Raw genomic sequence first — 2,409 nt, forward strand, 5'->3', positions numbered from 1 at the left:
GATTTCCAAAAGACAGCCTCCCGTACCTACGACTGAAAACGATGGAAACAGAAAGTGTGATTTCGCGCCTTGATTTTGCTGTTACGACTGATCAAATTAAGCTTTTAGAACTAAATGCGGATACGCCTACGTTCAGCTGCTTGATTTAAATGATTTATAGGCCGATGATGAGGTCAACTGTTTTTTAGAGCCGTAGTAGCGGCCTCCGTGATAATATGAGCCGCTGTGCGAAGAAGAAGAATCTGAACAGTAGTACGTTTGGGTATCTTCATCCCACTTCCACTTGTCACACGATTTATCTTTCGGTTTAGCTGGTCTTGCCTGATCAGTTGAACCACAGGCAACGAGCGATGTCATTAAAGCTGTGGTCAAAACCCCGGCCATCATTTTTTTTGTTTTTGACATTACGCCTTACCCCCTTCATACGTTACGCCTGTTTTTGTTACATATAAACTGTACACGCTGCGATCTTCATCAATTTCCGCAGAGTCTCTTTCCCATTCCCATCCATTGTAGTATGTATAAACTGTTCCGATATAGCTTAATACGTCCAAATGCGTATAAAATGAAGAGACGAATAAAATCGGATGTCCTCGAAGAGAATTCAGTTCGCGTACTTCTAACGTAATCTCTTTGTTATCGTCTTCTGCTTGCTCTTTCGGCCCATGTTCATGTTCTTTTACATAAATAATATGTATATCATCTTCGACTGCAGATGAAGTTTGTTTATACGTTACTCCTTCTTTAACAAAAAATTCGCATTCTCTTCGTGCTAAAATTTGTTCAAGTTCAATAGATTGATAGTGATAAATAGATACAAACGTATCATCAGGCTTTAGCAGTCGGTATTCTAACTTTCCCATTGTGCAACTCCTTTTGTGACTTTTTTGTGAACGTTCTTTAATAAATACGCACAGATTTTCAAAAAGTTTCAATTTTTCTCACATTAAAAGGCTTAGCTTTAAATAAGCTAAACCTTTATTTTTTTATCACATCTGTCACAACTTCATAACCGCCTGTGTATGGGTCGAATACATATTCAAGCATGCCGTTTCCACGATTGACTTTAAATAGATAACGGTATTTTTTAGGGCTGTCTTTTGCTGGATATACGTATTTTCCTTTTTGGAACTGACTTAGCAAGAGCTGTTCTCTTTGCGCAAGCATTTTTTTTGCTTCATTATAACCATACAGCGGGAGATTTTTGGCATAGAGAACCGGTACGAATACAAGCACAACGACTGAAATCGTAATAAGCCCTTGTTTAAACCAACGCATAAATCTCTTTGGATTTTGCGAAAGTAACATTGTGATGACAATTACTACTAACAAAGGAACAATATATACTTGAACATACGGAATGTTTGCAAATACAGGTCGATTAATCAATAAGACAATTACTTCGATAGCTGCTACTAATACTAAAATAAAATAGACCACTTACTCTTCACACCTCGACGATTCAATGAATTTTATATGTGTTAGAAAGTATTCCCACTCATGAATGAACTCGTCTATTGTATCATAAGACACAAAAAAAATATCTACGCTTCTCTATTTTACGGAATTCAGATAATAAAAGAGATTGAGACATAATGAAATCACCCCAATCTAAAGACGAACAAATGGGATAATGCGCTAGTATGGCCCCTTTGTTACACCGCTGTTGATTTCCGTACAAGGCTTCGCTTTCCGAGGGCGACCACTCCTGCCGGGTCTCACCTGTTCCGCTTTTTACGCATAAGTCCTCGCCTTGCCCTCCAGCCAACAGCTAGAGGCCACTACGTACATGAAACTGCCTTCCCTCTAACCATAAAAAAATCTGAACACATTTGATTCTCTATCCAGAATCAAACACGTTCAGATCTTTCTTTAACTGAGCTACTTTTATTCCATCCTTTTTATTATGAAACTTCTACGTTTCGATTTTGATTATATTTTTTTCCTTGTAACAGTGAGTAAATGATCGCTGCTGCCCACACGATAAGTATGAATGCATATACAGCTATCTGAGTAGAGCTGCTGGATACCCAAGTGTTTAAGAGTGTTCGAGCATTTGTTAAAATGATAAACCCACCAACAAGTGAACCAAGCAAGTGAGCCGGGATAATACGAACAAACCATGCAGCAATCGGAGCCGCGATAATTCCGCCAATCATAAGGGCGCCTACCCAGAACCAATTTACCTGCTCCCAGCCAAGAGAGATTAAAAAGCCAAGTGTAGCCGAGACGGCAATAGCAAATTCACTTGTATCCACGGTTCCAACGACTTTCCGTGCTGTTGTGCCTTTTTTAGCTAGCAATACAGGCGTTGCTATCGGCCCCCAGCCGCCTCCTCCTGTAGCATCAGCAAATCCAGCAATTAATCCCAGCGGAATGGACTGCTTCGTCGATAAAGGTTTGGTGCTC

Annotated in this window: 5 protein-coding genes; 1 reads left to right on the forward strand and 4 read right to left on the reverse strand. The window is 39.8% G+C overall.

What is annotated here, in order from left to right; translation table 11 throughout:
- The first annotated feature begins 41 nt into the window (after positions 1 to 41).
- On the forward strand, positions 42 to 149 hold the full coding sequence (locus AC1DRF_RS23350) for a glutathionylspermidine synthase family protein (protein WP_477741820.1): 108 nt from the start codon (positions 42 to 44) through the stop codon (positions 147 to 149).
- On the opposite strand, the gene AC1DRF_RS23355 is transcribed toward AC1DRF_RS23350, so the two are convergent.
- From AC1DRF_RS23355 to AC1DRF_RS23370, 4 genes are all read right to left on the reverse strand, one after another.
- Positions 133 to 405, reverse strand: a complete 273-nt coding sequence (locus AC1DRF_RS23355; protein WP_477741817.1) for a hypothetical protein — start codon at positions 403 to 405, stop codon at positions 133 to 135. The two genes, AC1DRF_RS23350 and AC1DRF_RS23355, sit on opposite strands and share 17 nt — an antisense overlap.
- Complete coding sequence (locus AC1DRF_RS23360) at positions 405 to 863, reverse strand: hypothetical protein (RefSeq protein WP_060746317.1); 459 nt, start codon at positions 861 to 863, stop codon at positions 405 to 407. The genes AC1DRF_RS23355 and AC1DRF_RS23360 overlap by 1 nt, the downstream gene beginning before the upstream one ends.
- A gap of 115 nt (positions 864 to 978) precedes the next feature.
- Positions 979 to 1,440: a hypothetical protein gene (locus tag AC1DRF_RS23365; protein ID WP_477741818.1), complete on the reverse strand. Its 462-nt coding sequence runs from the start codon at positions 1,438 to 1,440 to the stop codon at positions 979 to 981.
- Between the two features lie 464 nt (positions 1,441 to 1,904).
- Positions 1,905 to 2,409: sulfite exporter TauE/SafE family protein (locus AC1DRF_RS23370; protein WP_477741819.1), on the reverse strand; the 505-nt coding region annotated here is incomplete at its 5' end.

It is taken from the genome of Priestia sp. P5_B4, from assembly GCF_056400385.1.

Bases quoted from the DNA above. Each gene is read 5' to 3' on its own strand.
- AC1DRF_RS23360 (WP_060746317.1), bottom strand. From the start codon at position 863: ATGGGAAAGTTAGAATACCGACTGCTAAAGCCTGATGATACGTTTGTA.
- AC1DRF_RS23355 (WP_477741817.1), bottom strand. From the start codon at position 405: ATGTCAAAAACAAAAAAAATGATGGCCGGGGTTTTGACCACAGCTTTA.
- AC1DRF_RS23350 (WP_477741820.1), top strand. From the start codon at position 42: ATGGAAACAGAAAGTGTGATTTCGCGCCTTGATTTTGCTGTTACGACT.